Origin of the sequence: Labrys sedimenti (genome assembly GCF_034424805.1) — a bacterium.
In the GTDB taxonomy this organism is placed as follows: domain Bacteria; phylum Pseudomonadota; class Alphaproteobacteria; order Rhizobiales; family Labraceae; genus Labrys; species Labrys sedimenti.
In genome coordinates, this window is the sequence record NZ_JAXOUF010000002.1 from 284,480 (window position 1) to 309,455 (window position 24,976).

The window sequence follows — 24,976 nt, forward strand, 5'->3', positions numbered from 1 at the left end:
TTGCAAGGATGATGCCGTGACTGCCGCCGTCGAGACGATTCCCGCCGCCCCCTCCTTCCTCGATGGCCTCAGGCCGGAAGCGCTCGACGCACCGGAAAGCGGCATCGTCGAGGTGATGAATTACGGGCGTACGCGCCAGGGCATGATCCCGCTCTGGGCCGGCGAGGGCGACGTGCCGACGCCGGCCTTCATCACCGAGGCGGCGACACGGTCACTGGCCGCCGGCGAGACTTTCTATACCTGGCAGCGCGGCATTCCCGATCTGCGCGAAGCCCTGGCACGCTACCATACCAATCTCTTCGGCACGCCGTTCTCGGCCGACCGCTTCTTCGTCACCCAGTCCGGCATGCATGCGATCCAGACCGCGGTTCGCCTGATCGCCGGGGTCGGCGACGAGGTGATCGTGCCGACACCGGCCTGGCCAAATTTCGCGGCGGCCATCGGCGTGGCTGGCGCCAAGCCGGTGATGGTGCCCCAGATCTTCACCGAGCAGGGCTGGAAGCTCGATTTCCAGCGCCTCGCCGATGCCATCACGCCGCGTACTCGCGGCATCTTCATCAATTCGCCGTCCAATCCCACCGGCTGGGTCGCCACCGCGGAGGATATCGCCTTCGTGCTCGATCTGGCGCGCCGGCACGGGCTGTGGATCTTTGCCGACGAGATCTATACGCGTTTCCACTATGCCGGCGGCCGCGCCCCTTCCTTCCGCGACATCCGCACGCCGGAGGATCGCATCATCTTCACCGACACTTTCTCCAAGAACTGGGCGATGACGGGCTGGCGCATCGGCTGGATCGAAGCGCCGCCCGAACTCGGGCAGACCATCGAGAACCTCCTGCAGTATTCCACCTCGGGCGTGGCCACCTTCCTGCAGCGTGCCGGCATCGCGGCATTGGAGCGGGGCGAGAGCTTCGTCGAGCACCAGATCGCCCGCGCCCGCCAGGGCCGCGACATCGTCATCAACGGCCTGAGCGCCACCGGCAAGGTGCGCTTCGCTCCGGCGAGCGGCGCCTTCTATCTGTTCTTCTCCGTCGAGGGGAAGCCGGATGTGCGCCGCCTGGGGCTAGAGATCGTCGATCAGGCCAATGTCGGCCTTGCGCCCGGCACGGCCTTCGGGGCCGGCGGCGAGGGTTTCATGCGGCTGTGCTATCTGCGCAGCCCCGAGCAGGTCCAGGTCGCCACTCAGCGCCTGGTCGACTGGCTGGAGAAGATCTGAGGAGCGCAAGAGGCGGACAAGGTGTCCGCGGTCCCAGCCGCGCCGTTTCCTGCGTGACCTCGGCAAGGTTTGCGCTGCAACCGCCAAGGCTGGGACCGCGGACGTCCCGCCCGCCTCTTGCTTTCCCACAAGTCCGGCACTCCCGGAGGTGGCCGAGGTTCGCTCTTGCCGGATTTAAGGTTTTGCCCCGAGCCGGGACAGGCCGCCCTTGGCCGGCTTGTTGGCGGGGTCGAGCTCCAGCGCCTTGTTGAAATCGGCAATGGCGTCGTCACGCTCGCCCCGGCTCTCATGGATGCGCGCGCGCGTGACGAAATAGTCGGTGACGTGGCTGTCGGCGGCGATGGCGGCGTCGGCATCGCGCAGCGCCTCGTCATAGCGATCGGCGGCAAGGTAGGTCAGGGCTCGTTCATTGAGGGTGTCGGGCTTGTCCTTGGTGAGCTCCAGCGCCTTGGCAAGGTCCGACAGGGCATTGTCGTAGTCCCCGAGCTCGCGCCAGATGATGCCGCGCGAGACATAGGCCTGGTCGCTGCTCGGTTGTTCGCGGATGGTCTCGTCATAATCGGCCATCGCCTCATCATAGCGATGCAGGGCGGCGAAAAGCTGTCCGCGTTCCAGGCGGGCGGAAGGGAAATTGGTATCGAGCGCGAGCGCCTTGGTATAGTCGGTGATGGCGGCTTCGGTATCGCCGAGCTGCCACTGCACGAAAGCGCGGCTGAAATAGGCGGAATCGAACTCGCTGTCGAGGTCGAGCGCCTTCTGCAGGTCCTCCAGGGCACGGGTATAGTCCTTCATCTCGATGAGGGAACGGGCCCTGGCGTAAAAGGCGTTCTTGTAGGTCTTGTCGAGCCGGATGGCCTGCGTGTAGTCGTCGATGGCGGCCATGTGCTCCTCGAGGGCGCGATGGGCATCGCCACGGCCCTTATAGGCCTCTTCCTCGCGGCCGTTGAGTGCGATGGCCGCATCGAAATCCTTGATCGCCTCCTCGTTGCGATCGAACTGGAGCAACGCAAAGCCGCGATTGATCAGCGGAAGCGCCGAGCGCCGGTTGACGGCGATCACGGCAGCATAATCGGCCAGCGCGGCATCCATTTCCCCGAGGCGGGACTGGGCATCGGCCCGCGCGGTCAGGCTGGCGGCATCACGCGGGCGCAATTCCAGCGCGGCACTGAAATCCGCCACCGCCTTGGCGTCGTCGCTGTTCTCCGCATAGGCCTGCCCACGCCGGAAATACACCAGCGCGCGGGTCGACTTGGCCAGTTTCCGGTCGAGCAATTGCGTGCAGGCGGGAATGCGCTGCTCGGACGCTCCTTTCGAGCAATCCCTGTCGGCGCTGTCGGCGAGAGCGGGCGTGCCGGCGCAAAGGGCAAGCAGGACAAGGGCGGGGCGCAGAAAAGCGGTCATACCGGGCACGGTTCCACTGGCGGGGAGAGAAGGAAAAGCTGGCACAGCCTCTATAGCGTTTTGCGATTTGACGGAGTCATTTCGAATCGCAAAGACGCGTCGAAACAAGGAGCTAGAGCAAAGTGCGGTTCGGAGAAACCGCACTTTGCTCTAGACCAAGCCGTGGCAGCTGGGAATGGCAGAACTGTGATCTTTCCCGCCTCTTAAGCCTGCTGAGGCCACGCCCTTGTGAATTTCGACAAACCTGTGTTATCGATTTAGCGTCATTTGGCCGGACGACTGGGCCGGTGCGTTCATGTTCGAGCAGGGCGCACGTTCAGGACACCTCCCCAAATTTCGCAAAACCGGGCGGAGCACGGATTTCCGTGGGACGCCCATGCTTTGGAACGAAGTAAAGGACTATCGATGAGCACGGGAACCGTAAAATGGTTCAACACCCAGAAGGGTTACGGCTTTATTCAGCCCGATGACGGGGGGCGCGACGTGTTCGTGCACATCACCGCCGTCGAGCGCGCCGGTCTGCCCGAACTGCGTGAAGGCCAGAAGATCGGTTACGAGATCCTGACGGATCGCAAGACGGGCAAGGCGGCAGCCGGCAATCTCAAGGCTGTGTGACCCGACAAGCATCTTCAGGCGGAGGGGTTACCGGTTCGCGTGAAGGCAATCGACGATAACAAGAATGGAGAGCCTCTCCGCGTCGCATGACCGGAAGTCCTCTCACTCAATCCCATTCAGAGGCGCGCTCCGGCGCGTCTTTTTTATTGGCTGCAGCACCGTGTGCCGAAAATAGCGCTTCACGAAGTGCTGAACCACCTTACCATTTGATCATTTGTGATGGCCGGCAAAGGATGCTCAATATCCTTTCGCTTGGGGGCGGACGAGAGGGTTGTATTAACCTTAATTCCGCATGGTCGAAGGCAATGGATTCCTCGCCTGGCCGATGGCGTATTTCTGAAAGGCCGTCTTCATGATCCGACTCCTCGCGGGCCTCTCTGGTCTCGCTACCCTCACTTTTGTGGCCGGCAGCGTATTGGGGGCGGTGCCCTTCTATCTGCCCATCCTATCGTTGGTAGTCACAGGGGTATTATTGGTCGCGGATGGTGCGCTTGTATCGACCAGCCGCGTACCGTTGGTGATGCGCTTTTTGATCGGGCTGTTCGCTTTTTCCTTCATTGTGCTGGCCGGCCTAGTCTGGGCCGATGAAGCAGGCTTGGTGTCCGAGGCGTTGCAGTCGTTTCTGCCGCGAACTTCGTCGCCCATTATCGCAGCAATCCTGGTAATCGTGCATCTGCTGATCTGCTACGTCCCGGTGGTCCGTCGGATCATCGACATGGCCAACCCATTTTTCGAGGCCGGAACTCCGACACGGCTGAGCATGGGCTATCTCGGTTCCTGGCCGATGAGCCTGCGTACCCTGGGTCTCGGCCTATTCGCGATCATCATCGTTCTCAATGTCATCCAAGTCTATCTGTTGGTGCGGTTCAACTATTGGCAGAATCTGTTCTTTACCGCGCTCCAACAGAAGGACGGGCCTGTATTCTGGACGCAGTTGGCCGTTTTCTCCATGCTTGCAACAGTGTGGGTTGTCCGCGGCATGCTGGAAATGTATTTTACGGGCGTATTGAAACTCTATTGGCGGCAGTGGCTTTCAGAACGGTATGTCGCACAGTGGCTTTCGGACAAGGTTTCCTATCGTTTGGCACTGGATAGGAAATCGACTGATAACCCAGATCAGCGTATTTCTGAGGATGTTAGGGATTTTATCGATCAGGTATTTGATTTCTATGTAAATATATTTATGACGGCTCTTAGCCTATATGCTTTCATACAAATACTATGGCAAATATCGGCGAACTTTCCCTACGGCATTGGCAATTTTGATCTGAGCTCCATACCCGGTTATCTGGTTTGGGTGGTGTTGATCTATGCAATTGGCATAACCTATCTCACGCATTTGGTGGGGCGCCCGCTTATCGCCCTGCAGTTCCGGTACCAGAAGGTCGAAGCCGATTTTCGTTACAACCTCGTGCGTGTCCGCGAGAACAGCGAGCAGATTGCATTGCTCCACGGTGAGGAGGTGGAGCAGAGGGGTCTCAAGGAGCGATTCGGCGCCATATTTGGGACTGGCCTCAGCGTCCTCTACCGTCGGATCAAACTGACTTGCGTGACCCTGGCCTATGCCCAGGCCAATGTCGTGCTGCCATATCTTCTGCTAGCACCGGCTTATTTTGCCACTCAAAACATGACATTCGGTGTTCTATCGCAGACCTCCGATGCCTTTGGTAATGTTCAGAGCGGGGTCTCGTTCTTCATCACCTCCTATGCCTCGCTTGCTGTCTTCAAGGCCGTCGTCGACCGCCTCACCACTTTCGATCATGCCATCGAGCAGGCTGACGCGGCGCGCAATCAGGGGGTCAAAATCGAGCGTGCCGCTGATGCCAACGCCTTGTCTGGCAGCGCCGTCGACATTTTGCTTCCGTCCGGCGAAACGCTGCTGGAGAAGGTCGGTTTCGATATTCGAAAAGACGAACGCACTCTGGTGACAGGCGCTTCGGGCTCCGGCAAGACCACTTTGTTCCGAGTGCTTGCAGGCATTTGGCCATACGGCAAGGGCAAGATCTCGGAGCCGGACGAAGACGCCATTATGCTGCTCCCGCAACGTCCCTATTTCCCACTGGGTACACTGGCCAGGGTGATGGCCTACCCGCTGAATGCGGATTCCTTCAGCAAGCAGGAACTTGCTGAGGTGTTGAAAAAAGTGGGGCTGTCGCATCTCACCGACATGCTGGATGTTGAGCAGAACTGGGCAGGCGTGTTGTCCGGCGGCGAACAGCAGCGTGTGGCAATCGCACGGGCAATCTTACGTAAGCCCAAGTGGCTCCTCCTGGACGAGGCAACCTCGGCGATGGATGAGAAAAGCGAAGCAAGTGTCTACAACCTGATCAGAGACGCCCTACCTGAAACCACGATCGTTTCCATTGGCCATCGCTCGTCCCTAGCGGCACATCACGACCGGCGGTTGGACGTGGTCCGGGAAAACGGTCAATCACGTATCGAGGAACAGCCATTGGCTGCATTCGGAGCAACTTAAAGCAGAGGACACAGCGACAAAAAAGGCCGGTCGAAAGACCGGCCTTTTCAATTCTACCCCAAGCCTGTCCCTACGCTGCCGGCTGGAACTTCATCTCGCCATAGGGGCCGCGCAGGGTCAGCGTGTAGCCGTCATAGGACCAGTCGGTCGAGGTGCGCATCACGAACAGGAAGACCTGCTCGTTGTGCATCAGGCGGTCGGCGCATTTGCGCTTGCTGATGGCGACGGGGCCGATGGCCATGCGCTGGTCGGCGCGCGGAATGATGGTGGCGGACCAGTTGTTGCAGGCCGAGAAGCCGGTGCCGCGATAACTGTCGGAGACCAGGATGGTCGGCCGGTCGTCCTTGAAGGTCTGGTCCTTGTAGGAGATGGCCGCGAAGGTCCGGTTCATCGGGAAGGGACGGGAGGCCTTACTGTCCATGGGCTTGGGCAGAGTCGGCGGCACGTTGTTCGGCGGCACCGAGCCGAACATCGAACAACTCGTCAGGGTCACGGCCGACAGGGCGGCAAGGGCAAGGGAACGCAGAACGCGCATCAAATCCTCCGGTTCATTGCCGCGCACGATAGAGGCGGAGCTGAAAAATCGCAACGCGGCTTATACAGGATACACGGCCTGGAGAGAAAGATGTTCGCCGCCTTCGCACTGTATCCGCCGGAACAGGCCGAAGTCGGGCGCGGCAGCAGCGGTCTCAGCCCAGTCTCTCGGTGATCTTGTCGATCAGGCTTTCACGCAGGGCGCGGTAGGCGTCGAGCTTCTGCTCGCGGTTGCCGCTGGCGATGCTGGGGTCCGGCGTCGGCCAATATTCGACGTCGGCGGCCAGGGTGCGCGTGAGGTCGAGCGCCTTGTGGTGGGCCTGCGGGGCGAGGGTGATGATCAGGTCGAAGTTCAGCCCTTCCAGTTCTTCCAGATCCTCGAAGCTCTGGGGCCGGTGCTTGCCGAGCGAGATGCCGATCTCGTCCAGCGCGGCGGCGACGAAGGGGTCGGGTTCGCCCGGCCGCACGCCGGCCGAGCCGAAAAAGATCGATCGCCCGAAATAATAGCGCCCGATCGCCTCCGCCATGGGCGAACGGACGACATTGTGCGCACAGGCGAACAGGACCGACTGTGGACGGCGGCCCTCCTTCACGCCTCAGCCTTTCCAGTAGAGCGCTGAAACAAGGGTGAACAGCCGCCTGGCAGTGGAGAGATCGAGGGCGATCTTGCCCATCAGCCTCTCGCGCAGGATTTCCGAGCCTTCATTGTGCAGGCCGCGCCGGGCCATGTCGATCGTCTCGATCTGGGAGGGCGTGGCGCTGCGGATGGCCGCGTAATAGCTGTCGCAGATGGTGAAATAGTCGCGCACCACGCGCCTGAGCGGCGTGAGCGAGAGGATATGCACTACCACCGGCCGGCTGTCGGCATCGCGGATGTCCAGGACGAGGCGGCCGTCCTGCAGGGAGATGTGCAGTCCGTAGGGGCCGGAATCATAGCCGACCGGCGAGAATACATTCTCCTCGATGAGGTCATAGGCGGCGACCCGCCGCTCATGTTCTTGATCCTGGCTGCCGCGCCCGATGCTGCGCTCATCGAGATGAACGGCGATCAACCGGCAGGTGGGGCTGAATTCCTCATTATCCATGACATCTCATAGCACGGTGCATGGGGTCTCATAGAGCAAAGCGCGCCGAGCGGCACGCCCTATAGCGTTTTGCTCTATAGCGTTTTGCGATTTGACGGAGTCACCAAGAATCGCAAAGACGCGTCGGAACAAAGAGTTAGTGCAAAGTGCGGTTCGAAGAAACCGCGCTTTGCTCTAGATACGATTGCTGCGGATCGAGATCGAACGGGCATGGGCGGCGAGGCCCTCCGCCTCGCCGAGCGCGATCGCGGCCGGGCCTATGGCCGCGAGCTGCTCGGGCCCGCATTTGAGGATGGAGGTGCGCTTCATGAAGTCGAGCACGCCTAGGCCCGAGGAGAATTTGGCCGAGCGCGCCGTCGGCAGTACGTGGTTGGAGCCGCCGACATAGTCGCCGATCGCCTCGGGCGTGTGGCCGCCGAGGAAGATGGCGCCGGCATTGCGGATGCGTGCCGCCAAAGCCTCGGCATCCCGGGTGATGATCTCCAGATGCTCGGCAGCGAGGCGATCCGCCAGCGGCGGGGCCTCGGCCAGCGAGGCCAGGGTAATGACGGCGCCATAGTCGCGCCAGCTCGCTCCGGCAATCTCGGCACGGGGCAGGGTGGCGAGCTGGGCTTCCACTTCGCGCTCCACCGCCTCCGCCAGTGCTGGGCTGTCGGTGATTAGGATCGACTGGGAGGCGCTGTCATGCTCTGCCTGGGCCAGCAGGTCGGCCGCGATCCAGGCCGGATTGGCACTGTCGTCGGCGATCACCAGCACTTCCGAAGGGCCGGCGATCATGTCGATGCCGACATGGCCGAAGACGCGGCGCTTGGCGGCGGCGACATAGGCATTGCCGGGCCCGGTGATCTTGGCGACGGGCGCGATGGTGGAAGTGCCATAGGCCAGGGCGGCAACGGCCTGGGCGCCGCCGATGCGATAGACCTCGTCGACCTCGGCGAGCTTTGCCGCCGCCAGCACCAAGGGATTGAGGACGCCGCCCGGGCTTGGCACCACCATCACCAGGCGAGGGCAGCCGGCAACCTTGGCGGGGATGGCGTTCATCAATACGGAAGAAGGATAGGCAGCCGTCCCGCCGGGTACATAGAGGCCGACGGCCTCGATCGCCGTCCAGCGCCAGCCAAGCTCCACCCCGAGGGCGTCCTTGAAAAGTGTGTCGGCAGGCTTCTGGCGTTCATGATAGGCGCGGATGCGGCTGGCCGCCAAGGCCAGGGCTTCGAGCGCGCCGGCATCGCACTGGCCCTGCGCCGCCTCGATCTCCGCGGCGCTGACGCGCATGGTTTCAGGGCTGAGCGTCAGTCGGTCGAAGCGGGCGGTATAATCGATCACCGCCGCATCGCCACGTGCGACCACATCCTCGATGATGGCGCGCACGGAGGCGTCGACATCTTCCGAGATCTCGCGCTTGGTGGCGAGAAGGGTGGCGAAGGCGTTGGCGAAATCGGCCTGGGCGCTGTGGAGCCGAACCGGCATGGCATTTCCTTGTGCGGCGGGAAGCGTTTAGCGATTTGGCAGTTATGCCAAGAATCGCAAAGACGCGTCGAACCAAAGAGTTAGAGCAAACAAGCGTTTCCGTCTAAATGCGCTTTGCTCTAGGAGAAACGAAGTCAGCGGGCCGCTAATGACAAGAAACCGAGCCCGGCTTCAAGAGAAATGCGTCGGGCGGCCATCCCGTGTCGGGTTCTTGTCGCGTGAATGAGGCGCTATACCCGGGCGGGTGGCGGGGAGCCGCAGGGCCAAGCCGGGCCGAGATCGGACATCGCCGCTTCCAGGCACTCCACCTCGAGGCGGATGGCGGCGCCGCCCTCGAAATAGAGCGTCACCAGCCCTGCCGGATCGTCGCTCACCTCGAAGGAGATCGACAGCAGTACGGCCTTCCGGCTGGCATTCTGCTCGAAATGCGAACGCTTGACCCCGAGAACCCGCTCGAAATGCAGGCCCGAGCGCCGCCTCGTGCGTTCGCCGCTCTGGGCGCCGCACCAGTCATAGCGGTCCATCACCAGGGCGAAGCGTTTCTCGTGCGGCAGGAAGGCGATTTCGGCCGGCGCGACGGCGGCATCCTGGAGATGGGTGGAGATGACCTCCAGGTCCTCTCCATCGAAGGCAAGCAGCTTGAGGGGTTCGGGCGACAGCATGAAATGCATGTAATGTTCCACGGGCCGCGCGGCAAGAGGTCGCGGAAATCGAGGCTTCCAGGATGCGCCCTTCGCAACAATGTCGGTACCGATGACGAGATGCCGAGGCTGCCCGGAAGAATGGCGGTTCCACGAAGCAGTCGCCCGGCGTATGACAGGGATGACCCATCCAAGAGTGCCAATGCCCATGTCGGTGTCCAAAGTAGAGCCCAGCTCCGAGTCCCAATCCCGCAATGGTGGCCGCCTGATCGTCGATGCACTGGTGGCGCAGGGTGTCGAACATGTCTTCTGCGTGCCGGGCGAATCCTATCTCGCCGTGCTCGATGCCCTGCATGATGCTCCGATCAACGTCACGGTCTGCCGCCAGGAAGGCGGCGCGGCCATGATGGCCGAAGCGGCTGGCAAGCTCACCGGGCGGCCAGGCATCTGCATGGTGACGCGCGGGCCCGGCGCCACCAATGCCTCCCATGGCGTCCATATCGCCATGCAGGATTCCACGCCGATGATTCTCTTCATCGGCCAGATCGAAACCGGCATGCGCGAGCGCGAGGCTTTCCAGGAGGTCGACTACAAGGCTTTCTTCGGCTCGATGGCTAAATGGGTGGTGGAGATCGACAAGGCGGAACGCATCCCCGAATTGGTGACCCGCGCCTTCCGCGTCGCCATGCAGGGGCGTCCGGGGCCAGTGGTGGTCGCCCTGCCGGAGGACATGCTGGTCGAGGCCGCCACGGTTGCCGATGCGGCCTTCATCGAGCCGGCGCAAACCTGGCCGGGCCGGGACGAGATGGCTCGCCTCGAGGCCCTGCTCGGCGAAGCGAAGAAGCCTCTACTGATCGTCGGCGGTTCGGGCTGGTCGCAGGCGGCGGTGACGAGCCTCGTCCGCTTCGCAGAACGCTTCGACCTGCCTGTCGGTACCTCTTTCCGCCGCCAGATGCTGTTTCCGGCCGATCATCCCAACTATGCCGGCGATGTCGGCATCGGCCCCAATCCCAAGCTGGCGCAGCGCATCAAGGAGGCGGATCTCCTGATCCTGGCGGGTGGGCGGCTTTCCGAAATGCCGTCCTCCTCCTATTCGCTGGTGGACATTCCCACCCCTCGTCAGAAACTCGTCCACATCCATGCCGGTGCGGAGGAATTGGGGCGGGTCTACCAGCCCACCCTCGCCATTCACGCGACGGCCCAGGCTTTCGCCTCGGCGCTGGAGGAACTGCGGCCGCCCGGCAGCCTGCCTTGGTCGGCCGAGACGCGCCAGGCGAACCGGGATTTCCACGACTGGACCGACGAGCCCAAGCCCATCCCCGGCACTTTCCAATATGGCGAGGCTTTACTCTGGCTGCGCGACCGCCTGCCCGAGGATGCGGTGATCTGCAACGGCGCCGGCAACTACGCCATCTGGGTGCAACGCTATCTGCGCTTCCGCCGCTTCGGGACGCAGCTCGCGCCGACATCAGGCTCGATGGGCTATGGCGTACCGGCGGCCGTGGCCGCCAAGGCCCTTGACCGTGCGAAGACCGTGGTCTGCTTTGCCGGTGACGGCTGCTTCATGATGAACGGCCAGGAATTCGCCACCGCCGTGCAGTACGACCTGCCGATCATCGTGGTCGTCGTCGACAACGGCATGTACGGCACCATCCGCATGCATCAGGAGCGCGAATTCCCCGGGCGCATTTCGGCGACGAAGCTCAAGAACCCGGATTTCGCCGCCTATGCCGTCGCTTTCGGTGGGCATGGCGAGACGGTGACGACGGCCGCCGAATTCGGGCCGGCCTTCGAGCGGGCGGTGGCCTCCGGCAAGCCCGCCATACTGCATTGCCGCATGGATCCGGAAGCGATCACGCCGATGACCACGATCACCCGGATCCGCGAGCAGGCCTTGGCGAAATGACGATATCTTCCTGGGATCGCAGGCTTCCAGCCTGCTCTTCCCTCTCTCTAGGCTCGGTATTTTCAAGAGCAGGCTGGAAGCCGGCGATCCCAGGGATCCTCACCCTTCTCCTTCTGGCATCGCCTGCCTTCGCCGGCGATGCCGTCAAGGGAAAGGCTGGTTTTGCGCGTTGCGCGGCCTGCCACCGGGTCGGCGAAGGCGCCAAGAATGTCGTGGGACCCCAGCTCAACGGCGTTGTCGGACGTCCCGCCGCCACCGCGCCGGACTATGTCTATTCGCAAGCGATGAAGGCATCGGGCAAGACCTGGGACGAGGCCTCCCTGCGCATCTTCCTCGCCCATCCTTCGGCTGTCGTGCCCGGCACCAAGATGACCTTTGCCGGCATCCGTGACGCCGCCACGGTGGAGGATGTCATCGCCTATCTCGCGACCTTCGACGCCGAAGGGAAGGCAAAGCCATGAGCCGCCCGCTCCAGAACCGTGTCACGCCCTTCGGCGACATCGTCGCCATACCGGCGCGCGGCACGATGATGGGCATTCGCGGAGGCCGGATCCATGACGAGACCAAGCGCCTGACGCGCCGGCGCTGGACGTCCAGGCGCTGGATCTGCTGCGAGCTGTCGTTCAAGGGGCGATGGCGGGAGGTCATGGGCCCCGGCTACACGCATCTGTTCTTCTTGGACGAGGTCACGGCCTTGGCGGCCGGCCATCGCCCCTGCTTCGAATGCCGTCGGCCTGACGCGCTGGCATACCAGGCCGCCTTTCCCGAGCCTGGGGCAGGCGCCGATCGCATGGATGAGATCCTGCACGCGGAGCGCCTTGGCGAACATCAGATGGAGGACACCGCGAACCTCCCCGACGGTGCCGTCTGGACCGATGGCGAAGATGCCTTCACACGCCGCGAGGGCAGGGTGCTGCGCTGGTCTCCCGAGCGCTGGGAGGAGGGGGAGTGGCGGGGTCGGCCTGCACGGCTCTTGACGCCGCCGGCGAGCGTCGCGGCCCTGCGCAACGGCTTCAAGCCAAGATGGCACGATACCGCTCAAGGTGTGCCAATCTCCTGATCGGCCGGGGGCACAGGGCTGGAAGCAAGAAATGCCGATCTTGAGATCGGCACACCCGATCAGTCCGCCAGGGCCGCCGAGATCCGCTTGTTGAGCTCTTCCGGATTGACCAAGGCGAGAGCCCCGCGGGTCTTGCTGACCAGGCCTTCCTTTTCCAGCGCCGAAAGCTCGCGCGAGACCGCCTCGCGGCGGCAGCCGATGCGGGCGGCGAGGTCGTGGTGGAAGGGCGGCGGTGAGAGCACACGCTGCCCCGGATGGCTCGCGCGAGGCTGGGAGAGGCGGATGAGCTCGGCATAGAGCCGGTGCTTGGTCTGCAGGAAGGAGTGCTCGGCCAGCTTGGTGTTGAGCGCGCGCACGCGGCTGGCGAGCAACTGCAGGATTTGCTTGCAGACAGAGGCGTTCTCGGTGAGCAGCTCCATGAAGACCGGGCCGGAGATGATGCACATCTGCGAGCGGTTGAGCGCGGTCACGTTGGCCGAGCGTCCGACGCCGTCGATGGCCGACAATTCCCCGAAGAACTGGCCGCCGCCGAGCTCGGCCAGGATCACTTCCTTGCCGGTGATGGTGCGGTAGAGCACGCGCACCTTGCCGGAGATCAGGAAATAGACGTCGTTGGAATTGTCGTCATAGTCGACGACCAGCTCGTTCTCCTCGAACTTGGCCCAACGCACCCGGCCGTCGAAGGCCTTGATCGTGGCTTCGTCCAACGATTGGAACAATGGAATCTGGGACAGGGTATTCGACATCGTTCCTCCGCTGAAGCGCCTGCCGAGCCGTAGAGCAAAGCGCGTTCATTCCATGAATGTCACGATCGGAATTCGATCGTGGCGGGCCTCCATCGCCGCGCAAAGTGCTTCATGGCGCGCTTCGTGGCAAGTCTGCGCATCCAAGATCCTGCTACCACCAACCTGGCCACGGAATTTCCATGGAATGGCGACGAGATCGCAATTTGCCTGGTCGCCTGCAGCACCTTATTTTCGAGGCAACGATTCGGTTCAATATTCAAGGAAACACGATGTCGAAAACGCGCGTCGCGGTGCTGTTCGGTGGGCGCTCGCCCGAGCATGACGTCTCCATCGTTTCAGGCCTGCAGGCGCTCAATGCGCTCGACAGTTCGAAATATGAGGGCTTTCCCGTCTATATAGCGGGAGATGGGGCCTGGTTCACCGGCGATGCCCTGCGCAACCGCGCCAACTACATCCCGGACGAAGAGGCTCGGCGCGGGCTGACACGGGTCGATCTCGATTTGTCGGCCGGCAAGGGGCTGCTGATCCCGCGCGGCAAGACCGGGCTTTTTGCCAAGAAGCCCGTGCCGATCGAGTTCGACGTCGCCCTGCTCGCCTTCCACGGCAATATCGGCGAGGACGGCCAGATGCAGGGCGTGTTTGAGACCGCCAACGTGCCCTATACCGGCGCGCGCACCCTGGCTTCGGCCGTCCTGATGGACAAGGCCATCACCAAGCGGGCCTTTGCCGGACGCGGTATCGGCATGCTGCCGGATGTGGTGGTCTCGCGCCCCGCGACCGGCCTGGTGCCCGACAAGGCGGGCCTGGAAGCCGCGCTCAAGAACATCGCCTTCCCTGTGATCGTCAAGCCGGCGCATCTGGGATCTTCGATCGGCGTCGCCAGGGCCGAGGACGTCGACACCGTGCGCCAGGTGCTGCCCGGCATCTTCAAGTTCGACACCCACGCGATCATCGAGCCTTTCGTCGAGAATCTGGTCGAATACAACGTCGCCGTGCGCCGGGAGAAGGGCGAGATCGTCACCTCGGCCATCGAGCGGCCCAAGCGCGAGACAGACCTGCTCGACTTCAAGACCAAATACATGTCCGGCGGCTCCAAGAAGACCGGCGGCGGCAAGCAGCCGGGGGCTTCGAGCCAGGGCATGCTGTCGCTGACGCGCGACATCAATCCCGACCTGCCGGCGGCCATGGAGAATACGATCCGGCAATGGGCGACGGAGGCCTTCGACGCCGTGAACGGCACCGGCGCGCCGCGCATCGATTTCCTGTCCAATGAGCGGACGGGCGAGGTCTGGCTGAACGAAGTCAATCCCTGCCCGGGTTCCTTCGGCTACTTCCTCTGGGAGGCCGCGGCCAAGCCGGTGCTGTTCACCGCCCTGCTCGACCAGCTCATCGAGGAAGCCAAGGCCTGCCACCGCGCTGCCCAGCTGCCGAGCGACCCGACGCCGACGGATGCGCGGCTGTTCAAGCGGTGATTTAACGCGTTCCCGGGTGCGCGGACGTCCTGTCCGCTTCTTCCTCTCCTGCAAGCGCGATGTTTCCAAGAGCGGGCAAGATGCCCGCGCACCGGAAAATCCTGCTTCAGGATCGGTCCGAATCTCAGCGCTCCAAAATCGCGGCCCGGACCCGGTCCGGTGTCGCCGGTACCCGCCGCAGTCTGATTCCGGTCGCGTCATGCAGCGCGTTGAGGATGGCCGGTGCGGTGGGAATGAGGGCCTGCTCGCCGACACCCTTGGCGCCGAACGGGCCGACGGGCGAGGCATCCTCGATCAGGATCGTCTCGACAGGCGGCACGTCGCCGATGGTGGGAATGAGATAGTCGTGCAGGTTCTCGCCGCGGCCGGGATGGAATTCCTCCATCAGGGCAAGGCCGAGGCCCTGGGCGACGCCGCCTTCGATCTGGCCTTCCACCAGAGTGGGATTGATGGCGCGGCCGACGTCATGCGTGGCGGTGATCTTCAGCACCTTGATGGTGCCGAGCTCGCAATCGACCTCGATCTCCGCCATATGGGCGCCGAAGCCGTAGAGCGCATAGGGGTCGCCCTGGCCATCGGCGTCGAGGGGGCTGGTGGGCGGATCGAAGGTCTGCTCGGTCGCCAGGGCGTAGCCGAGCTCATCAGCCGCCAGGTCCGCTAGTGAGAGCGTGCGCACCCTTTCGCCGTCCTCCACCGTGAGCACCGCATCGCCGAAGCGGATCGTGGCCGTCTCGCCGGCATTGGTCTGGCGCAGGATCTGCGCACGCAGGTCCCGTCCGGCGAGTTCCGCCGCCTTGCCGGTGACGAAGGTCTGGCGCGAGGCCGAGGTCTTGCCGCAATCGGGCGACAGGTCCGTATCGGCGGAGACGAGGTCGAAGGCCTCCACCGGCGCACCAAGCGCCTGCGCGCAGATCTGGGTGATCACCGTGTTGGAACCCTGGCCGATATCGACGGCGCCCTGGTGCAAGGCCAATCGCCCATCGGGCTTGAGTCCGAGCCGGATGGTGGAGGGATTGGGCAGGGAGGTGTTGCCGCAGCCATACCACATGCCGGCGACACCCACGCCTCGCCGAAGCGGGCCTGCCTGCTGCGTGCCATTGAAGGCGGCGGCCTCCTCGCGCGCGCGCCGCCAGGGATCTCGCAACGCCTCGAGGCATGTCTTGATACCGACGCCCTTGCCGAGCACCTGGCCCGTCACGGTCGGCAGTTCGTTGGTGAGGGCGTTGAGGATGCGAAATTCCAGCCTGTCGATGCCGAGCCTGTCGGCAAGCGCGTCATAGAGCTGTTCCTGCGCGATCGAGGATTGCGGCACGCCGAAGCCGCGAAAGGCGCCCGCCGGCACCAGATTTGTGTGCACGGCACGCGCGACGGCGCGGTAATGCGGGATGTAATAGGGACCGGAAGCGTGGACCGGCACCCGGTTTGCCACCGTCGGCCCCCAGGAGGAATAGGCGCCGGTGTTGAAGTCGCCGGAAAAATCCATGGCGGCGAGCTTGCCGTCCCTGGAGGCGCCGATCCGCACTTTCATCCGGGCTGGATGCCGCTTGGTGGTGGTGGCGATCGATTCGGCGCGCGAATAGACCATGCGAACCGGGCGGCTGAGCTGCCAGGCGGCGACGGCGATGAAAGGCTGGATCGACAGATCGAGCTTGGAGCCGAAGCCGCCGCCCACCGCGGTCGGGATGATGCGCACATTTTCGGGCGGGATGCCGAGCAGGCCGGCAACGTCGTCGCGATCCATATAGGGCGCCTGGGTACATGCCTGGATCTCGATGCGGTCACCCACGCGGCGGGCAAAGCCTGCCTCCGGCTCGATATAGGCGTGCTCGACGAAGCCCGTCTCGAACTCCCCCTCGACCACGGCATCGGCGGTGGCCAGGGCGGCCTCGACGTCGCCGCGCGCGACACGTCCGCGCGTGAGGATGTTCTCGGGGCGGGCAGGGTGGAGGAGTTCGGTCGAGGCGAGGGCCTCGTCCATGGCGGTAAGGGCCGCGAGCGGTGTCCAACTGACCGGGAAGGCCGAAAGGTCGAGGGCCTGAACGGCTTCCGGCTCGCCGACCACGGCGGCGACGGCCTCGCCGCGAAAACGGGTCTCGCCGCTGGCGAACACAGGTTGGTCTGCAAAGGCCGGAATGACGCCGAAGCAGTTGCGGCCGGGCACGTCCCGGGCCGTGAAGACCCTGACGATACCGGGATGCGCGGCGAGGAAGGCGTCGATGTCGCCGATCTCGAAGGCGGCACGATGATGCGGGCTGCGTATGGCGCGCAGGGCCAGGAGATCGCGCGGCGTCTCGTCGGCCCCGAAAATGTCGCGCCCTTCCACCTTGGCTGCGCCGTCGAGACGATCGATGCGCGAGCCGACCGGGCTATCAGGGCTGGAAGGGGCGATGGTTGCGGGGCCTTCAGCCACGGCCAGCACGGCGGCGATGATCTTGCGATAGCCGGTGCAGCGGCAGAGCACACCGCCGAGGGCATCGGCGACGCTGTCTTCCGTCACCTCGGTTCCACGCTGCAGCAGGGCCGTCGCGGCCGTGAGCATGGCCGGCGTACAGATGCCGCACTGAGCCGCGCCATATCGCAGGAAGGAGGCCTGCAAGGCCCGGGTGAGCGGGTTGCTGCGGGTGAGCCCTTCGATGGTGTCGACCCGGCGCCCCTCGACCTGCGCCGCGGCAACCAGGCAGGAACAGGCGGCCTCGCCGTCGAGCAGGACCGTGCAGGCCCCGCAGTCGCCGGCGTCGCAGCCGACCTTGGTACCCGTCAGCCCGAAGCCTTCGCGCAGGATTTGGCTCAAACGGGTGCCGGGCACTGCCGCGACCGTGGCGGTTTCGCCATTCAGTGTAAAGCCGGGCAGCCGCTGGTCCATCCGCCTCTCCTCGAGCAAGGCACCTTGGCAGAAGCGCCGTTTTGCTCTCTTTTTGTTTCAACGTTTCGACGCGTCTTTGCGATTCTAGGTAAGACCGCCGAATCACAAAACGCTTTGTTGCAAGGCCGCGTCGAGCGCACGGGCGATCAAGGTCCTCACGGCGTCGTGCCGATACGCAGCGCTGGCCCTGACATCGTCGATCGGCGCAAGACCGGCAAGATGTTCAGGCTGGATCATCGCCCCGAGGCCAGGGTTCGCCTTGGCGCCGACAAGAGCCGTCTCCAGGACCGTGAGGCGCCGGGCGACTTCCGAACAGGCGCCGACGGCGATGCGCGCTTGGCGGATGATACCATCATCGTCGCAAGCAATGATGACGGCCACCATTGCAATCGAGATGACCAGATATTTGCGGGCCCCGAGCTTCAGGAAAGCCGAACGGCCAGCCTCGATGCTGCGCGGTACCAGGATCGCGCTCACCAATTCGTCGGGGCGCCGGGCAGTTCTGCGATAGCCCGTGATGAAATCGGCCAGGGCGAGCTCGCGCGTGCCCTTTGCCGAGCGCAATTCCACGCGCGCATCGAGTGCGAGCAGAGGCGGCACGCCATCGGCCGCGGGTGAGGCATTGCACAGGTTGCCGGCTATGGTTCCCGTGTTCTGGATCTGGATGGCGCCCACTTCGCGGGCGGCCTGCTGCAGGGCATGCAAAGCCGGCGGCAACGCAGCCCTGGCGATGGCCGACCAGGTCGTACGGGCGCCGATGCGGATGATGTCGACACCGAATGCGATGCCCGACAGCCCTTCAATGGCGGACAAGTCGAGCACGGCTCCGGCGAGGGGCCGGTCTCCCAGGGCGGGGAAGATGTCGGTGCCGCCGGCGAGAATGCGCATAGGTTCGGCTGCGAGGGCCTCGCAGGCTTCGTCCACCGTTCTGGGGCGCAGATACATCCCCACCTCGCGCAGTGAGAAATTGTTAGTGTACTAATAAATTATCGAGGTCCCGGAGTCTGTCAAGTGAAGGTTGAAGGGGGCAGGTGCCGCGCGCCCGCCCGTCGATCTCTGGCCTTACAAACCGAGGCTTCTCCGGATAGCCGGCAATCCGGCTTGCCCGTCGAAGGTGGTGACACCCGTGAGCCAGGTTTCCAGCACGCCGGGATTGCCCTTGAGGTATTTTTCCGCCGCCGCCGGGCCATCCAGGCCGTCGCCGGTGATCATCTGCATCATCTGGTTCTCGAGTTCGACCGTGAACTTCAGGTTGGCGATGAAGCGGGCGGCATTCGGGCATTGTTCGGCCCAGCCGGCCCGCACATTGGTGTTGACGACGGCCTTGCCGTAATCCGGCCCGAATGTGTCATCACCGCCCGTAAGATAGCGGATCTTGAAGTTGACGTTCATGGGATGCGGCGCCCAGGCCAGGAAAACCATGTCGTCCTGGCGTGCGACGGCTCCTTGCAACTGGGCCAGCATGCCCTGCTCGGAGGATTCGACGACCTGGAAACCTTTCAAGCCGTTCTTGTCGGCATCGATCAGGCCTTGCACGAGGCGATTGCCGTTGTTGCCGGGTTCGATGCCATAGATCTTGCCCTGCAGGCTGTCCCGGAAGCGGGCGATGTCGGCGAAGTCGTGCAGGCCCTTGTCATAGGTGTATTCGGGCACGGCCAGGGTGTATTTCGCACCCGCCGGCAGGTTAGCGCCGATCGCCGCGATCGACTTGTCTTCCAGATAGGGCTTGCGATCGTTTTCCATGCTCGGCTGCCAGTCGCCGAGATAGACGTCGATATCCCTTGCCTTCATCGAGGCATAGGTGACGGGGATGGAGAGTACGGTCGTCTCGGGCCTATAGCCCAGTCCCTTGAGGATGAGCGAGGCGATGGCGGTTGTCGAGGTGATGTCGGTCCAGCCGACATCGGAGAACCGCACCGCCCTGCAGGTTTCGGGATCGGCCGCGTGGGCAGCTCCTGACGCGCCCACCAACAGCGCGACCATGGCGAATATCGTGCCGACATGCTTCATTTTACCCCTCCTGGAGCCGATAAGGCTCTCTCCTGTCTTGACCCGCTGCGCGACACGGCACGCTGGGACCCCGGAACAGGGATGCAAGGGGATACAGGCATCGAGGGCGCGCGGGCCCTCAGCCAAGCACAGTACCTGCGTACCGCCTATGTGACTGGAGGCACCCTTGTTGCCGCGGAAGCGCCGCTGTTACGCTGAGGCGGACCATGTCGCTGGCGCTGCCATGGCAGTGACATGATCCGCGGTCTTCCGCCGGCGCGCGACGCGGACCCTCAGGGCCCGACGATCACCGGCATCTTGGTTGCAGGCGGCGTGTTGCGGCTGCGCTGGGTGCGCACCACCCCATCGATCACCGTCATGCCGATGCCGGGCAGGTCTCCGAACTCGATGCTCTCGAGCAGGTTCTTGCCTGCCGAATGCTGGGCCTTGTCCATCAGCACGAAATCGGCGGCACGGCCGACTTCGATCAATCCGCAGTCGAGCGAGCGCATGCGGGCGGTGTTGCCGGTGGCAAAGCACAGGGCGATCTCCGCCGGCACGTCGCCGAGCGAGGACAGCATCGAGACCATGCGCAGGATGCCGAGCGGCTGCACGCCCGATCCGGCCGGAGCATCCGTGCCGAGGATGACGCGTTCGAGCTGGTTCATCTCGCGCGCGGTGCGCAGCGTGTAAAGCGCGGCCCGTTCATTGCCGTTGTGCACCAGTTCGAGGCCGCGGCCGCAGCCCTCGCAGATGCAGCGGATCTGGTCGAGGGGCAGGGCGGTATGCCCGCCATTGATATGGCCGACGACGTCGGTATCGGCTTCCAGCACGACGTCCTTGTCGATCAGGCCTGAGCCGGGGATCGAGGGGCCGCCGGTATGGATGGTCGATTGGATGCCGTATTTGCGGGCCCAGCTCACCATCTTGCGCGCCGTGGAGCCGTCCTTGACGCCGCCGAGACCGACCTCGCCGAGCAGCTTGACGCCGGCGGCGGCGAGTTCTCTGAAGTCGTCCTCCACCATGTCGGGTTCGATCACCGGTGCGCCGGCATGGATTTTCACGCCGCTGGGCCGGAAGGCGGAGAAGGTACGCTGGGCGTAGATCGCCATGGCCTTGAGGCCGGTGACGTCGCGCGGCCGGCCGGGCGTGTGCACTTCGCCGGCCGAGATCATGGTGGTGACGCCGCCATGGAGGTTCGATTCGATCCAGCCGAGCTGGTTCTGTCGGGGCGTCCAGTCGCCGGCGACGGGATGGACATGGCTGTCGATCAGGCCCGGCGTGACGGCTGTGCCGGAGGCGTCGATCACGCTGGTGGCACCGGAAAGATCGAGATCCTTTTCCCTGCCGATGGCGGCGATGCGGCCGCCGACCGCCACGATCGTGTCGGCATCGAGGATGGGATTGGCGATGTCGCCGCTCAAGAGCAGGCCGATATTGCGAATGACGAGCTTGTCATTGGCCCCGCCGTTCCTAGCTTCCTCATGCGCCATGATGCGCTCCTCCCGATGGTTTGAGATCGTTAGTCTACAAACAATTCGGGAGAGCTCAAGCTTCGAACGGCAGTTGCGTTTGCATGAGGGAGTGTAGGATGCGCGGAGTGTCAGCCTCCGGCTGACATTCCACATCTTGGCGGACCGCAAGCGTTTGGCTCTCAAGATATCAGCCGGAGGCTGACACTCCCAATCTCGCTGGATGCGGCTGTAGGGCCATGTCCTGCACGATCTCCAGGTGAAGGAGCAGCACCCCTCAGCCGGTCTCTTCCTCTTCCTTCGCCTCCTCGGCCGCGTCGATGGCTTCCTTGTTCAGGGTGACACCGACGGTGTCCGGACGCTCCAGCGGCTCGGGCTTCATCAGGCGCTTGGAATTGACCAGGTCCATGCCGGCATAGATGCCGCCCTGCTGCTGCGCCACGATGCGCCTTGCATCCCGGTCGCGCACGTCCTCGATGATCTCCTCGGCCTCGAGATTGTCGACGCCGAGGGCTTCCAGGGTCGATCGCCCGAAGGCGAGGGCGCTCTCATAGGTCTCGCGCATATGGAAGTCGACGCCGGCGCTCAGCAGGGCCAGCACGTGCTGGCGGTCATAGGCGCGGGAATAGACCTCGGTGAGCGGAAACTCGGCCTTGACCATCTCGACGATCTTCACCGCCGTGGCACGGTCGTCGATCGCCACGCAGATCACGCGGGCCTCGCCGGCGCCGGCCGCACGCAGCACGTCCAGCCGGCCGCCATCGCCGAAATAGACCTTGGCGCCGAAGCGGGCGGCGACGTCGATCATCTCGACATCCTTGTCGATAATGGTCGTCTCGATGTCGGCGGTACGCAGGACCTGCGAGACGACCTGGCCGAAGCGGCCGAAGCCGATGACCAGGGCCTTGCCATGGGCGTCGGAAAAATCCTCTTCCCGGGTCAGCTCCGCCGGCGCGAAGCGGGTGAGCAGGCGCTCGGAGCCGGCCGCGATCAGCGGGCCGAACAGCATGGTGAAGGCCGCCAACGCCTTGACGAAGCCGGCCTGCTCACCCTGGAGGAAGCCATAGGACAGCCCGAGCGGGATCAGGACGAAGGCAAATTCGCCGGCCGGCGAAAGCAGGATGCCGGAGCGGATGGCGTCGAGCTTGGTGGAGCCGGTGAGGCGGAAGACGGCGGCGACCGAGACGGATTTGACCAGGATCAGGCCAAGGGCCGCGATGATCAGGGCCAGCCAGTGCTGCAGCACCAGCGCACCGTTGATATCCATGCCCACGCTCATGAAGAACAGGCCGAGCAGCAGCCCGCGGAAGGGCTCGATGTCGGCCTCGAGTTCGTGGCGGAAATTCGATTCGGCCAGCAGCACGCCGGCGAGGAAGGCGCCGAGGGCCATCGACATGCCGGCCCATTGCATCAGGAGGGCGGTGCCGAGCACCAGGAGCAGGGCAGCGGCCGTCATCACCTCGCGGGCGTCGGTGGTAGCGAGGATGCGGAACAGCGGGTTGAGCAGATAACGCCCCGCCAGCACCACCACGGCGATCGAGCCGATCATGATGCCGGTGCGGGTCCAGCCGCCGCCGTCACTGGCCGCATGGGCGGCTTCGACGGCGAAAAGCGGGATCAAGGCCAGGATCGGCACCACCGACATGTCCTGGAACAGCAGGACCGCGAAACTGCGCTGGCCATAGGGCGCCTGCAATTCGCCGCGCTCGCCCAGGACCTGCAGGGCAATGGCGGTGGCGGAGAGGGCGAGGGCAATTCCGGTGAGTGCTGCCCCCATCACCGACAGGCCGAGTGCATGGGCGATGCCGCCGATCACCAAGGCGCAGACCACGAGCTGCAGGCCGCCGAGGCCGAAAATGTCCTTGCGCATGGCGAGCAGGCGCGAGAGCTGCAGCTCAAGCCCGATCACGAAAAGCAGGAGGACGATGCCGATCTCGCCGATATGCTGGATGGTGACGGTGTCGGTGAACAGCGCGAAACCCGATGGGCCGATGGCGAGCCCGGCGATCAGATAGCCGAGAATGGCGCCGAAGCCGATGCGCTTGAAGATGGGAACCGCGATGACGGCGGCACCCAGGAAGAGCAGAAGGCTGGGGAGAAAACTGGCGTTGGAATGTTCCATGAGCCTTCATGCAATTGGAGAGCGGCGAGGTCAATTCTTTAGGGACAACCAGTGTCCGGAAAGGAATTGGAGGTGTGCAGGGACGGCAGGAAAAAAACAGAATATCTCCCAGACTTAATCTCCCCGCATGCCGGTTCAAGAGCGGCTCTCGATCGGCTTGCTTAGGCAAAGAAAAAAGGCGGCGCCTTGCGGCACCGCCCTCTCATAATCAGCCGGTTGGCTGGACTTCTTAGAAGTCCATGCCGCCCATGCCACCGCCCGGCATTGCCGGAGCCGCAGCGGCCTTGTCCTTCGGCGCTTCGCCGATCATCGCTTCCGTGGTGATCAGGAGCGAAGCCACCGAAGCGGCGTCCTGCAGCGCGGTGCGCACGACCTTGGCCGGATCGACGATGCCCTTCTCGAGCAGGTCGACATATTCCTCGTTCTGCGCGTCGAAACCGAAGGTCTTCGACTTGTTCTCGAGGATCTTGCCGACGACGATCGAGCCTTCGACGCCCGAGTTCTCGCAGATCTGCCGGATCGGGGCTTCGAGAGCCTTCTCGACGATCTTGATGCCGGCGCGGATGTCCGAGTTGTCGGAGGTGAGCTTGGCGACCGCAGCCTTGGCGCGGAGCAGAGCCGTACCGCCGCCGGGGACGATGCCTTCCTGAACGGCCGCGCGGGTGGCGTTCAGAGCGTCATCAACGCGATCCTTCTTCTCCTTGACTTCCACTTCGGTGGAACCACCGACGCGGATGACGGCAACGCCGCCGGCGAGCTTGGCCAGACGCTCCTGGAGCTTCTCGCGGTCGTAGTCGGAGGTGGTCTCTTCGATCTGAGCCTTGATCTGGGAGACGCGGCCTTCGATGTCCTTCTTCTTGCCGGCGCCGTCGACGATCGTGGTCTTCTCCTTCTCGATCGACACCTTCTTGGCGCGGCCGAGCATCTGGAGGGTCACGGTCTCGAGCTTGATGCCGAGGTCGTCGGAGATCACCTGGCCGCCCGTGAGGATGGCGATGTCTTCCAGCATGGCCTTGCGGCGATCGCCGAAGCCCGGAGCCTTGACGGCAGCGATCTTCAGGCCACCACGCAGCTTGTTGACGACGAGCGTGGCGAGAGCTTCGCCTTCGACGTCTTCAGCGACGATGAGCAGGGGCTTGCCGGTCTGCACGACGGCTTCGAGCACCGGCAGCATGGCCTGGAGGCCGGAGAGCTTCTTCTCGTGGATGAGGATATAGGGATCCTCGAGGTCCGCGATCATCTTCTCGGCATTGGTGATGAAGTAGGGCGACAGGTAGCCGCGGTCGAACTGCATGCCTTCGACGATGTCGACTTCGGTGTCGAGGCTCTTGGCCTCTTCGACCGTGATCACGCCTTCATTGCCGACCTTCTGCATGGCCTTGGCGATTTCGCCGCCGATGAAGGCGTCGCCATTGGCCGAGATGGTGCCGACCTGGGCGATCTCGGAGGAGTTCGCGACCTTCTTGGAACGGTCGGCGATATCCTTGACGGCAGCCTGGACAGCCAGGTCGATACCGCGCTTGAGGTCCATCGGGTTCATGCCGGCGGCAACCGCCTTGGCGCCTTCGCGGACGATGGCCTGGGCGAGAACCGTGGCGGTGGTGGTGCCGTCGCCAGCGGTGTCGTTGGTCTTGGAAGCGACCTCGCGCACCATCTGGGCGCCCATGTTCTCGAACTTGTCGGCAAGTTCGATTTCCTTGGCGACGGTGACGCCGTCCTTGGTGATGCGGGGCGCGCCGAACGACTTTTCGATCACGACGTTGCGGCCCTTCGGGCCGAGCGTGACCTTGACGGCATTGGCGAGAATGTCGACGCCGCGCAGCATCTTGTCGCGCGCGTCGGTAGAGAATTTGACTTCCTTGGCAGCCATGTGGGTGTCCTCAGAATGAATGGGAAAGTGGTAGCTGC

General features: G+C 63.9%; 20 protein-coding genes. 7 read left to right on the plus strand and 13 right to left on the minus strand.

The genetic code is table 11. From position 1 onward, the window contains the following. The first annotated feature begins 16 nt into the window (after positions 1–16). Positions 17–1,216, plus strand: a complete 1,200-nt coding sequence (locus U1R88_RS07775) for a pyridoxal phosphate-dependent aminotransferase (protein ID WP_322430737.1) — start codon at positions 17–19, stop codon at positions 1,214–1,216. Positions 1,217–1,390: 174 nt separating this feature from the next. Here the strand turns inward: U1R88_RS07775 and U1R88_RS07780 are convergent, their stop codons facing one another. After that, positions 1,391–2,617, minus strand: a complete 1,227-nt coding sequence (locus tag U1R88_RS07780) for a tetratricopeptide repeat protein (protein WP_322430738.1) — start codon at positions 2,615–2,617, stop codon at positions 1,391–1,393. A 405-nt stretch (positions 2,618–3,022) separates the two neighbouring features. Between U1R88_RS07780 and U1R88_RS07785 the strand changes: the two genes are divergently transcribed. Then, positions 3,023–3,232, plus strand: coding sequence for a cold-shock protein (locus U1R88_RS07785; protein ID WP_068286760.1), 210 nt, complete (start codon positions 3,023–3,025; stop codon positions 3,230–3,232). A 352-nt stretch (positions 3,233–3,584) separates the two neighbouring features. Further along, positions 3,585–5,708, plus strand: a complete 2,124-nt coding sequence (locus U1R88_RS07790; RefSeq protein WP_322430739.1) for an ABC transporter ATP-binding protein/permease — start codon at positions 3,585–3,587, stop codon at positions 5,706–5,708. Between the two features lie 70 nt (positions 5,709–5,778). Here the strand turns inward: U1R88_RS07790 and U1R88_RS07795 are convergent, their stop codons facing one another. The 5 genes from U1R88_RS07795 to U1R88_RS07815 all read right to left on the minus strand — a co-directional run bounded on the left by U1R88_RS07795 (position 5,779) and on the right by U1R88_RS07815 (position 9,468). Then, entirely contained in the window at positions 5,779–6,243 is a 465-nt protein-coding gene (locus U1R88_RS07795; protein WP_068286751.1) for an META domain-containing protein, read from the minus strand. 154 nt (positions 6,244–6,397) lie between these two features. Then, complete coding sequence (locus U1R88_RS07800; RefSeq protein WP_068286749.1) at positions 6,398–6,835, minus strand: arsenate-mycothiol transferase ArsC; 438 nt, start codon at positions 6,833–6,835, stop codon at positions 6,398–6,400. A 3-nt stretch (positions 6,836–6,838) separates the two neighbouring features. Continuing rightward, the gene (locus tag U1R88_RS07805; RefSeq protein WP_068286739.1) at positions 6,839–7,327 is read right to left on the minus strand and encodes a UPF0262 family protein; all 489 of its coding nucleotides are present in this window, start codon (positions 7,325–7,327) and stop codon (positions 6,839–6,841) included. Positions 7,328–7,501: 174 nt separating this feature from the next. After that, on the minus strand, positions 7,502–8,797 hold the full coding sequence (gene hisD, locus U1R88_RS07810) for a histidinol dehydrogenase (RefSeq protein ID WP_322430740.1): 1,296 nt from the start codon (positions 8,795–8,797) through the stop codon (positions 7,502–7,504). Positions 8,798–9,027: 230 nt separating this feature from the next. Further along, positions 9,028–9,468 (minus strand): DUF2948 family protein, encoded by a 441-nt coding sequence (locus U1R88_RS07815; RefSeq protein ID WP_322430741.1) that lies wholly within the window; start codon positions 9,466–9,468, stop codon positions 9,028–9,030. A gap of 178 nt (positions 9,469–9,646) precedes the next feature. Here U1R88_RS07815 and U1R88_RS07820 point away from each other — a divergent pair, with 178 nt between their 5' ends. The 3 genes from U1R88_RS07820 to U1R88_RS07830 are packed head-to-tail and all read left to right on the plus strand — an operon-like array spanning position 9,647 to position 12,404. Further along, positions 9,647–11,344, plus strand: coding sequence for a thiamine pyrophosphate-binding protein (locus U1R88_RS07820; RefSeq protein WP_322430742.1), 1,698 nt, complete (start codon positions 9,647–9,649; stop codon positions 11,342–11,344). Continuing rightward, positions 11,341–11,805 (plus strand): c-type cytochrome, encoded by a 465-nt coding sequence (locus U1R88_RS07825; protein ID WP_322430743.1) that lies wholly within the window; start codon positions 11,341–11,343, stop codon positions 11,803–11,805. The genes U1R88_RS07820 and U1R88_RS07825 overlap by 4 nt, the downstream gene beginning before the upstream one ends. Then, complete coding sequence (locus U1R88_RS07830; protein ID WP_322430744.1) at positions 11,802–12,404, plus strand: hypothetical protein; 603 nt, start codon at positions 11,802–11,804, stop codon at positions 12,402–12,404. The genes U1R88_RS07825 and U1R88_RS07830 overlap by 4 nt, the downstream gene beginning before the upstream one ends. Positions 12,405–12,463: 59 nt before the next feature. Here the strand turns inward: U1R88_RS07830 and U1R88_RS07835 are convergent, their stop codons facing one another. Beyond that, positions 12,464–13,150 carry a Crp/Fnr family transcriptional regulator gene (locus U1R88_RS07835; protein WP_082979673.1) on the minus strand — a complete coding sequence of 229 codons (687 nt, stop codon included), beginning with the start codon at positions 13,148–13,150 and terminating at the stop codon, positions 12,464–12,466. 269 nt (positions 13,151–13,419) lie between these two features. On the opposite strand from U1R88_RS07835, the gene U1R88_RS07840 reads away from it, so the two are divergent. After that, positions 13,420–14,622, plus strand: a complete 1,203-nt coding sequence (locus tag U1R88_RS07840) for a D-alanine--D-alanine ligase (RefSeq protein WP_322430745.1) — start codon at positions 13,420–13,422, stop codon at positions 14,620–14,622. 124 nt (positions 14,623–14,746) lie between these two features. On the opposite strand, the gene U1R88_RS07845 is transcribed toward U1R88_RS07840, so the two are convergent. The 6 genes from U1R88_RS07845 to groL form a co-directional block, all read right to left on the minus strand. Continuing rightward, a complete protein-coding gene (locus U1R88_RS07845; RefSeq protein WP_322430746.1) occupies positions 14,747–17,485 on the minus strand; it encodes a molybdopterin-dependent oxidoreductase in 2,739 nt (912 codons plus the stop codon). A 102-nt stretch (positions 17,486–17,587) separates the two neighbouring features. Further along, the gene (locus U1R88_RS07850) at positions 17,588–18,430 is read right to left on the minus strand and encodes an FAD binding domain-containing protein (RefSeq protein WP_322430747.1); all 843 of its coding nucleotides are present in this window, start codon (positions 18,428–18,430) and stop codon (positions 17,588–17,590) included. A gap of 117 nt (positions 18,431–18,547) precedes the next feature. Continuing rightward, on the minus strand, positions 18,548–19,495 hold the full coding sequence (choX, locus tag U1R88_RS07855) for a choline ABC transporter substrate-binding protein (RefSeq protein WP_322430748.1): 948 nt from the start codon (positions 19,493–19,495) through the stop codon (positions 18,548–18,550). 272 nt (positions 19,496–19,767) lie between these two features. Beyond that, positions 19,768–20,967, minus strand: coding sequence for an amidohydrolase family protein (locus tag U1R88_RS07860; protein ID WP_322430749.1), 1,200 nt, complete (start codon positions 20,965–20,967; stop codon positions 19,768–19,770). 256 nt (positions 20,968–21,223) lie between these two features. Beyond that, positions 21,224–23,068 (minus strand): monovalent cation:proton antiporter-2 (CPA2) family protein, encoded by a 1,845-nt coding sequence (locus U1R88_RS07865; protein ID WP_322430750.1) that lies wholly within the window; start codon positions 23,066–23,068, stop codon positions 21,224–21,226. Positions 23,069–23,297: 229 nt separating this feature from the next. Beyond that, positions 23,298–24,938 carry a chaperonin GroEL gene (groL, locus tag U1R88_RS07870; RefSeq protein ID WP_322430751.1) on the minus strand — a complete coding sequence of 547 codons (1,641 nt, stop codon included), beginning with the start codon at positions 24,936–24,938 and terminating at the stop codon, positions 23,298–23,300. Positions 24,939–24,976 lie beyond the last annotated feature (38 nt).

Coding starts and splice junctions, on each gene's coding strand:
- U1R88_RS07785 (WP_068286760.1), top strand. CDS start 3,023: ATGAGCACGGGAACCGTAAAATGGTTCAACACCCAGAAGGGTTACGGC.
- choX (WP_322430748.1), bottom strand. CDS start 19,495: ATGAAGCATGTCGGCACGATATTCGCCATGGTCGCGCTGTTGGTGGGC.
- U1R88_RS07850 (WP_322430747.1), bottom strand. CDS start 18,430: ATGTATCTGCGCCCCAGAACGGTGGACGAAGCCTGCGAGGCCCTCGCA.
- U1R88_RS07815 (WP_322430741.1), bottom strand. CDS start 9,468: ATGCATTTCATGCTGTCGCCCGAACCCCTCAAGCTGCTTGCCTTCGAT.
- U1R88_RS07840 (WP_322430745.1), top strand. CDS start 13,420: ATGTCGAAAACGCGCGTCGCGGTGCTGTTCGGTGGGCGCTCGCCCGAG.
- U1R88_RS07780 (WP_322430738.1), bottom strand. CDS start 2,617: ATGACCGCTTTTCTGCGCCCCGCCCTTGTCCTGCTTGCCCTTTGCGCC.
- U1R88_RS07845 (WP_322430746.1), bottom strand. CDS start 17,485: ATGGACCAGCGGCTGCCCGGCTTTACACTGAATGGCGAAACCGCCACG.
- U1R88_RS07805 (WP_068286739.1), bottom strand. CDS start 7,327: ATGGATAATGAGGAATTCAGCCCCACCTGCCGGTTGATCGCCGTTCAT.
- U1R88_RS07835 (WP_082979673.1), bottom strand. CDS start 13,150: ATGTCGAATACCCTGTCCCAGATTCCATTGTTCCAATCGTTGGACGAA.
- U1R88_RS07795 (WP_068286751.1), bottom strand. CDS start 6,243: ATGCGCGTTCTGCGTTCCCTTGCCCTTGCCGCCCTGTCGGCCGTGACC.
- groL (WP_322430751.1), bottom strand. CDS start 24,938: ATGGCTGCCAAGGAAGTCAAATTCTCTACCGACGCGCGCGACAAGATG.
- U1R88_RS07860 (WP_322430749.1), bottom strand. CDS start 20,967: ATGGCGCATGAGGAAGCTAGGAACGGCGGGGCCAATGACAAGCTCGTC.
- U1R88_RS07825 (WP_322430743.1), top strand. CDS start 11,341: ATGACGATATCTTCCTGGGATCGCAGGCTTCCAGCCTGCTCTTCCCTC.
- U1R88_RS07790 (WP_322430739.1), top strand. CDS start 3,585: ATGATCCGACTCCTCGCGGGCCTCTCTGGTCTCGCTACCCTCACTTTT.
- U1R88_RS07820 (WP_322430742.1), top strand. CDS start 9,647: ATGTCGGTGTCCAAAGTAGAGCCCAGCTCCGAGTCCCAATCCCGCAAT.
- hisD (WP_322430740.1), bottom strand. CDS start 8,797: ATGCCGGTTCGGCTCCACAGCGCCCAGGCCGATTTCGCCAACGCCTTC.
- U1R88_RS07865 (WP_322430750.1), bottom strand. CDS start 23,068: ATGGAACATTCCAACGCCAGTTTTCTCCCCAGCCTTCTGCTCTTCCTG.
- U1R88_RS07830 (WP_322430744.1), top strand. CDS start 11,802: ATGAGCCGCCCGCTCCAGAACCGTGTCACGCCCTTCGGCGACATCGTC.